Consider the following 7,036-nt stretch of genomic DNA (forward strand, 5'->3'; position numbering starts at 1 on the left):
CTAGCATGTCCACCACGCCAGACGCCACCCTGGAAGCGCCGCCTGAAGCGGCGCCGGTGGCTGCTGTTGCACCTGCCGCTGCTGCAGCCAAGCGCCCGCGCGCACCGTCGCGCGAACGCACCGTCGGCACCAAGGTCGCTGGCCAGCCGGCCTTCGTCCTGCACAGCTATCCCTACAAAGAAACCAGCCTGATTATCGACCTGTTCACGCGCGACTTCGGCCGCGTGGCCTTGATCGCCAAGGGCGCCAAGCGTCCGCACTCGCAGTTGCGCGGCGTGCTGCAAACCTTCCAGCCTTTATCCTCCAGCTGGGTTGGCAAATCCGAACTCCGTACCCTGACCGATGCCGAATGGATCGGCGGCATGCTGCCGCTCGAGAAAACCGCGCTGCTGTGCGGCTTCTACCTCAACGAACTGCTGGTCAAACTGCTGGCGCGCGACGACGCCCATCCGGCCCTGTTCGACCACTACGTCTCGACCTTGAACCAGTTGGCGCATAATGAACCTGCGTCCATCGTCTTGAGAAAATTCGAACGGACCTTACTTAAAGAGACAGGCGTTGCCGCCGACTTCACACGCTGTGTGGAGACGCGCCGTCCGGTGCAGGCCGGCGTGGTGTATGTGGTCGATCCCGAACGCGGTCCGCGTCCGGAGCGCGCTGCGGATCCCTGGCCACGCGTGGCCGGCAAAACCCTGCTGGATATGGAATGTGAAAATTACGAGGACGCCGCCACGCAAGCCCAAAGCAAGCAGCTGATGCGCTTCCTGGTCGCCCACCATCTCAATGGCGCGCCCTTGAATACCCGCCAGATCCTGATCGATCTGTCCCAGTTATAGAACGAGATTACGACAATGAGCTTTCTGCAACCCTCTGGCACCATCATCGACCTTGGCGTGAACATCGACCACGTCGCCACCTTGCGCAACGCACGCGGTACGCAGTATCCGGACCCGATCCGCGCCGCGCTGCTGGCCGAGCAGGCCGGCGCCGACTGCATCACGCTGCACCTGCGCGAAGACCGCCGCCACATCAAGGACGCCGACGTCATCGCGCTGGCGCCGCAGCTGCTGACCCGCATGAACCTGGAAGCCGCAGTGACGCAGGAAATGATCGACTTCGCCTGCAAGATCAAGCCGGCCGACGTCTGCCTGGTGCCGGAGAAGCGCACCGAAGTGACCACCGAAGGCGGCCTGGATGTCGTCGGTCACTACAACGCCGTCGAGCGCGCGGTGAAGCAGCTGCAGGCCGAAGGCATCCGCGTCAGCCTGTTCATCGACGCGGAAGAAGCGCAGATGGACGCTACCGCGTCGCTGGGCGCACCGGTGATCGAACTGCACACCGGCCGCTATGCCGACACCGAAGGCGCCGAACAGGCGGCGGAACTGGAACGCATCCGCCGCGGCGTGGTGTATGGCGTCAGCAAGGGTCTGAAGGTCAACGCCGGCCATGGCCTGCACTACACCAACGTGCAGGCGATTGCCGCGATTCCGGAAATCGCAGAACTCAACATCGGCCACGCTATCGTCGCCCACTCGGTCTTCGTCGGCTGGGAAAACGCGGTGCGTGAAATGAAGGCTATCATGGTCTCGACCCGCATCGGCGCGCGCAAATGATTTACGGTATCGGCACCGATATCTGCAAGATCCCGCGCATCGAGGCCGCGCTGGCGCGCCATGGCGACCGTTTTGCGCAGAAGATCCTCGGGCCGCAGGAATTTCAGAAGTATTTGGCGCGCAAGGCCAAGAACCCGGTGCGTGGCATCCGCTTTGTCGCCACGCGGTTCGCGGCCAAGGAAGCCTTCTCCAAAGCCATCGGCCTGGGCATGCGTATGCCCATGACCTGGCCGGCCGCGCAGATGCTCAATGCGCCCAGCGGCAAGCCGGTCATCGTATGCAGCGGCGTACTAAAAGAGTTCATGGAAAAGAACAAGCTGACCGCACAGGTGACCGTCAGCGACGAGGAGGATTACGCCGTCGCTTTCGTCATCGTCGAGCAAGCCCACTGAGACGAAGTAATGACTGATCTGGAAGCCAAGCCGGACCCGCGTGAGCTGGTCCTCGCCACCGTCGCCAAACTGCCCAACCTGCCGGGCGTCTACCGCTATTTCGACGCCGAGGATAAAGTCCTCTATGTCGGCAAGGCGCGCGACCTGAAGAAGCGCGTCTCGAGCTACTTCCAGAAAAACCTGAGCAGCCCGCGCATCGCCATGATGGTCGAACGCATCGCGCGGCTGGAGACCACCGTCACGCACAGCGAGGCGGAGGCGCTGATCCTTGAGAATAACCTCATCAAGGCACTGAGCCCGCGCTACAACATCCTGTTCCGCGATGATAAATCGTATCCGTATCTGAAGATCACGGGCGGCGATGCACCGCGCATGGTCTACTACCGCGGCGCCGTCGACAAGAAGAACCAGTATTTCGGGCCTTTCCCAAGTTCGTGGGCGGTAAAGGAATCCATGCAGATTCTGCAGAAGGTATTCCAGATCCGCACCTGCGAGGAGAGCGTCTATGCCAACCGCACGCGCCCCTGCCTGCTGCACCAGATCGGCCGCTGCAGCGCGCCGTGCGTGGACCTGATCAGCAACGACGACTACAAGCTGGACGTGGAAAACGCCGCGCGCTTCCTGCGCGGCCGTCAGTCTGAAGTCCTGGAAGACCTGGAAAAGAAAATGCACGCCTATGCGGCTGACCTGAAGTTCGAACAGGCAGCATCGGTGCGCAACCAGATCCAGTCGCTGTCGCGCGTGCTGCACCAGCAAAGCATGGAAACCACGGGCGACGCCGATGTCGACATCATCGCCGTGCTGGTGCAGGGCGGACGTGCCTGCGTCAACCTGGCCATGGTGCGCGGCGGCCGCCACCTGGGTGACCGCGCCTACTTCCCGACGCACCTCAGCGATGCCGAGGCGATTGCCGAAAACGCGATTGAGGTCGAAGTGCTGGCCGCCTTCCTGGCGCAGCACTATGCCGACAAGTTCATCCCCGGCACGCTGATCCTGAACATCGAGTTCGATCATCCGGCACTGATACAGGCCTTGCAGGAGCAGTGCGGCCACCGCATCAATCTGATCTTCCAGCCGCAGGACCAGCGCCGCAAATGGCTGGAGCTGGCGCAGAAGGGCGCCGAGATCTCACTGGCGCGGCTGCTGTCCGAACAGGGCTCGCAGCAATCGCGCACGCGCGCGCTGGTTGAGGCCCTGCAGTTGGAGCCGGAAGATATCGACACCTTGCGTGTGGAGTGCTTCGACATTTCGCACACGCAGGGCGAAGCGACGCAGGCTTCGTGCGTGGTATTCCATCACCACCAGATGCAGAACGGCGAATACCGCCGCTACAACATCAACGACATCACGCCAGGCGACGATTACGCCGCCATGCGCCAGGTGCTGTACCGCCGCTACGAGAAGGTCGCCAATGGCGACGGCGTGATGCCAGACGTGGTGCTCATCGACGGCGGCAAGGGCCAGATCGAAATGGCGCGCCAGGTGTTTGCCGAGCTGGGGCTCGACATCAGCCTGATCGTCGGCGTGGCCAAAGGGGAGGGGCGCCGAGTCGGCCTGGAGACGCTGATGTTCGTCGACGGCCGGCCGTCGCAGGAGCTGGGCAAGGAATCGGCCGCGCTGATGCTGGTGGCGCAGATCCGCGACGAGGCCCACCGCTTTGCCATCACCGGCATGCGCGCCAAGCGTGCCAAGACGCGCCAGACCTCGCGCTTGGAGGAAATCGAAGGCATCGGCGCCAAGCGGCGCCAGCGCCTGCTGGCCCGCTTTGGCGGCCTGCGCGGCGTTGTGAACGCCAGCGTGGAAGATCTGAAAACAGTTGAAGGTATCTCCAGCGCGTTGGCGGAAGAGATCTACAAACAGCTGCATTGAGTGGGCAGGGAAGCAACGGTGCTGGTTTAATATGCCCCGTCAAGGTAGACTAGCGGCGCATTATAAATTTTCACGGCCGCACTTTATTTTGAGCTTATGCCTTTCAATATTCCGATTCTGTTGACCTGGTTGCGCGTTGCGCTGATTCCGCTGGTGGTGGGCGTCTACTACCTTCCCACCAATGTGCTGCCGGTGTCGGATCAGAACCTGGCGGCCACGCTGGTGTTCATCATCGCCGCAGTGACCGACTGGTTCGACGGCTTCCTGGCCCGCCGCTGGAATCAGACCTCGGCGTTTGGCGCCTTCCTCGATCCGGTGGCCGATAAGCTCATGGTGGCCGGCGCCTTGCTGGTGCTGGTGCAGCTGGACCGCGCCAATGCCGTCATGTCCTTCATCATCATTGGCCGCGAGATCGCCATTTCGGCGCTGCGCGAGTGGATGGCGCAGATTGGCGCGTCCAAGTCGGTGGCCGTGAGTTCGCTGGGCAAAATCAAAACCACCGCACAGATGACCGCGATTCCGCTGCTGCTGTTCCATGACGTGCTGTGGGGCGCCATCGACAGCCAGTTCTGGGGCGCGCGCCTGCTGGAGGTGGCGGCGGTGCTGACCGTGTGGTCGATGTTCTACTACCTGCGTCTGGCATGGCCGCTGATCAAGGAAAAATCCGGTCAGATCTAATCGTATAAACAATATTTTTGATTCGGCAAATTTTTACCATTGACAGGCTCTATAGAACCTCTATAATGCTGGCCTGTTGTTGATGACGACGAAGCAAAGCGGGAGTAGCTCAGTTGGTAGAGCGCAACCTTGCCAAGGTTGAGGTCGAGAGTTCGAGACTCTTCTCCCGCTCCAAACGACGTGATCAAAAACAAGTAGTACTAGCAAAAACAACAGTCACCTGTTATGATGCTGGACTCGAAATGCGGGAGTAGCTCAGTTGGTAGAGCGCAACCTTGCCAAGGTTGAGGTCGAGAGTTCGAGACTCTTCTCCCGCTCCAGTTTCTCCGGAAGCTGAGTGGCGTAGTAAAAAGTAGTAACACTCCATGCGGGAGTAGCTCAGTTGGTAGAGCGCAACCTTGCCAAGGTTGAGGTCGAGAGTTCGAGACTCTTCTCCCGCTCCAGAATTTCGGGTGGCAGCGTAACCGGCTGTTATCCCAGTAAAGTACCTTTGGCGAGGTAGCAAAGCGGTTATGCAGCGGCCTGCAAAGCCGTCTAGGTCGGTTCGACTCCGATCCTCGCCTCCAAAGCTCCTAAGCGGGAGTAGCTCAGTTGGTAGAGCGCAACCTTGCCAAGGTTGAGGTCGAGAGTTCGAGACTCTTCTCCCGCTCCAAAATACAGAAGGGCAGCCGATGTGGCTGCCCTTTTTGCATTCCGTAATGTTAATTTGCATTGAAAATTGACCCATCTTTGGACTGCCCCCCTCGGGCTGGACCAATCGGGTCTCCAGATTTAAGCCGCTTGGCGAGCGAGTTGTGCTTCGAATTTGTTGGGTGATTGATAGCCTAGCGCCGAATGCATGCGCCGCTCGTTATAAATCTGTTCGATGAAATACGGCAGCCTATTGACAACATCACGGAACGTCTCGAAGCCGGCCAGATAAACTTCCTCGACCTTCAAGGTCTTCATAAAGCTCTCCGCCTGCGCATTATTGTAAGGGTTTGCCGGTGCACTCATCGAACCGATCAAACCAAACTGCGCCAGCGCATCACGATACAGCCTGCTGGCGTATTGGCACCCTCTGTCCGTGTGATGGATGCAGGTGCCTGCTGGTGGCTGCCTTGCCACGTAGGCCGCATTCAATGCGGCCAATGCCAGGGGCGTATCGATCTGCCGCGACAAGGCATAGCGAATGACTTTACGGCTACAGGCATCGAGAATAACTGCCAGGTAAACGAACCCGGCTGCAACGCGGATATACGTAATATCTGCAACCCATACGCGGTCTGGTTCTGTCTGGATATTGTTACGATACAGGTTCGGATACACACACAAATCGGCCTCGAAACCTTTTGCCGATTTGAAGCGGCGCCTACGATGGGCATGCAAATCGTGGATGTCGTTGATCAGGCTGACCAAAGCCAAGTCATCCATCTGCCGTTCCGCAGCACTTGGTCGATAATAGTAGGTGCTCCGAGGCAGGTCGATCACTTGGCAGCCCCGTCGGATGGAGCAGGCCTCGGGCCGCTGACGATCGATGATGTCTCGTTGTCGCTCACGAGTCGCAGCCGAGGTGTTTTTTTAAGGAGGTCCAGCTCCATTGCGAGCTGGCCAACCTTGCGCTCCAGGGCTGCAATATGGGCCTCGTATTCAACCATGGTAGCTGCGGCGGATTCTTCCAAATCCAGCTCACCGCGATCAAACTGCGTTAGCCACATCTGCATGAGATTGGCTGACAGGTTGTGCGTCTTCAACGCTTCCCGGCGTCCGACTTTGCCACTACGAACATCGGTGCAGACTTGAATTTTAAATTGCAGGCTATGCCGCCGGTATGGTCCTCTAACTGACATGGTGTCGCTCCTCTTGTGAAGGCTCGACAAGCGTATCACTTCATCTTGCTACCTTGGTCCAGCCCAAGGGGTTCAGTCCATCCAGGCAGTGGAAGGCGGGTCAATCGGAGTGGGTCAATTCCGCGAGCAAACGAACATCCAGACAGCAGTGGATGGACATTATTTAAGCAAAATAACGCCATTTGAGGCATGAAGCCATGGCGACATAAGCCTAAGTTAAGGCGCGCAACCGTCGAAACTCCCGCGTTTCAGCAAAAAATGCTGAAAAGCGGGAAAAGGGAGCGGCTGTTGTGAACACTAAACAGGGCACCCATAACGAAGCGCCCAATGTAAGCGTAAGCTTGTATTTACAGCAATCATTTCCCGTTCCGGATTTCCCAAATCATTCTTGAAATGTCCTTTGCGGCAGAGTGGCCCGATTTAAAATCAGATCGGGAAAAAGAGTCAATTGCCTCATTGGTTTTTTCAGAGAATTCGATTAGTAATTGTTGGTCAAGTTTCCAAATAGATCTTAGTGCCTCAAATTTTTCTAGACATCGAGCACGACGCTCTGCATGTGTTGGCTCATCCGGTAATGGCTGAACCTCTGCAGTGAGTTGCATCCCAACCAGGGATTCTTCAAAAATCATTAATGCATTAGAAAATTTAGTCATTT

8 protein-coding genes and 5 tRNA genes are annotated in these 7,036 nt (G+C 58.4%); 10 read left to right on the forward strand and 3 right to left on the reverse strand.

What is annotated here, in order from left to right:
* Positions 1-5: 5 nt before the first annotated feature.
* The 10 genes from recO (at position 6) to GTP58_RS04260 (ending at position 5,204) form a co-directional block, all read left to right on the forward strand.
* Positions 6-836: a DNA repair protein RecO gene (gene recO / locus GTP58_RS04215; protein ID WP_161076386.1), complete on the forward strand. Its 831-nt coding sequence runs from the start codon at positions 6-8 to the stop codon at positions 834-836.
* Positions 837-851: 15 nt separating this feature from the next.
* Positions 852-1,613, forward strand: a complete 762-nt coding sequence (pdxJ, locus tag GTP58_RS04220; protein WP_161076387.1) for a pyridoxine 5'-phosphate synthase — start codon at positions 852-854, stop codon at positions 1,611-1,613.
* Positions 1,610-2,005 carry a holo-ACP synthase gene (acpS, locus tag GTP58_RS04225; protein ID WP_161076388.1) on the forward strand — a complete coding sequence of 132 codons (396 nt, stop codon included), beginning with the start codon at positions 1,610-1,612 and terminating at the stop codon, positions 2,003-2,005. Before pdxJ ends, acpS begins: the two co-directional genes overlap by 4 nt.
* Before the next feature lie 9 nt (positions 2,006-2,014).
* Positions 2,015-3,874, forward strand: coding sequence for an excinuclease ABC subunit UvrC (gene uvrC / locus GTP58_RS04230; protein WP_161076389.1), 1,860 nt, complete (start codon positions 2,015-2,017; stop codon positions 3,872-3,874).
* Positions 3,875-3,970: 96 nt separating this feature from the next.
* Positions 3,971-4,552 (forward strand): CDP-diacylglycerol--glycerol-3-phosphate 3-phosphatidyltransferase, encoded by a 582-nt coding sequence (pgsA, locus tag GTP58_RS04235; RefSeq protein WP_161076390.1) that lies wholly within the window; start codon positions 3,971-3,973, stop codon positions 4,550-4,552.
* Positions 4,553-4,650: 98 nt separating this feature from the next.
* Positions 4,651-4,726, forward strand: a tRNA-Gly gene (locus GTP58_RS04240).
* 70 nt (positions 4,727-4,796) lie between these two features.
* Positions 4,797-4,872, forward strand: a tRNA-Gly gene (locus tag GTP58_RS04245).
* A 47-nt stretch (positions 4,873-4,919) separates the two neighbouring features.
* A tRNA-Gly gene (locus GTP58_RS04250) sits at positions 4,920-4,995 on the forward strand.
* A 49-nt stretch (positions 4,996-5,044) separates the two neighbouring features.
* Positions 5,045-5,118: transfer RNA gene (locus tag GTP58_RS04255), tRNA-Cys, on the forward strand.
* A 10-nt stretch (positions 5,119-5,128) separates the two neighbouring features.
* Positions 5,129-5,204: transfer RNA gene (locus GTP58_RS04260), tRNA-Gly, on the forward strand.
* Positions 5,205-5,323: 119 nt separating this feature from the next.
* Here the strand turns inward: GTP58_RS04260 and GTP58_RS04265 are convergent.
* From GTP58_RS04265 to GTP58_RS04275, 3 genes are all read right to left on the reverse strand, one after another.
* Positions 5,324-6,022 (reverse strand): IS3 family transposase, encoded by a 699-nt coding sequence (locus GTP58_RS04265; protein WP_161076391.1) that lies wholly within the window; start codon positions 6,020-6,022, stop codon positions 5,324-5,326.
* Complete coding sequence (locus GTP58_RS04270) at positions 6,019-6,381, reverse strand: transposase (RefSeq protein ID WP_161076392.1); 363 nt, start codon at positions 6,379-6,381, stop codon at positions 6,019-6,021. Before GTP58_RS04270 ends, GTP58_RS04265 begins: the two co-directional genes overlap by 4 nt.
* A 356-nt stretch (positions 6,382-6,737) precedes the next feature.
* The gene (locus GTP58_RS04275) at positions 6,738-7,034 is read right to left on the reverse strand and encodes a hypothetical protein (protein ID WP_161076393.1); all 297 of its coding nucleotides are present in this window, start codon (positions 7,032-7,034) and stop codon (positions 6,738-6,740) included.
* Positions 7,035-7,036: the final 2 nt, after the last annotated feature.

Origin of the sequence: Duganella sp. CY15W (assembly GCF_009857555.1) — a bacterium.
GTDB lineage: Bacteria > Pseudomonadota > Gammaproteobacteria > Burkholderiales > Burkholderiaceae_D > Rugamonas > Rugamonas sacchari.